The following is a 248-nucleotide window of genomic DNA, read 5'->3' as shown; positions in this document are numbered from 1 at the left end:
CGCTTCAAAATCCAGGCCTTTGTTCAAGCCCTCTGCGATATCGACGTGATCTTTTACTTCAAAGTCGAACTGAGGAATCTCGCCCCATACCAGGATTTCCTGGTTTTCGGTTTCATCTTTTCCTACCGGCACGCTTTCATGCGGTAAGTTAGGAATACCCAGCGTCAGTTCATTAATGTAAGCCAATAAGGTGTTGAGTTCCGCTTTCGCCGCGTCCAACTGTTGACCCAAATCTGACACTTCAGCCA

General features: G+C 47.6%; 1 pseudogene. It reads right to left on the bottom strand.

The features are described 5' to 3' along the window. Window positions 1-248: pseudogene (locus tag NLF92_RS13525) on the bottom strand (serine--tRNA ligase); the annotation flags it as partial.

This window comes from Opacimonas viscosa, assembly GCF_024199005.1.
GTDB lineage: Bacteria > Pseudomonadota > Gammaproteobacteria > Enterobacterales > Alteromonadaceae > Opacimonas > Opacimonas viscosa.
The sequence above is the reverse complement of the archived record's forward strand: the minus strand, read 5'-3'. Positions and strand labels throughout refer to the sequence as shown.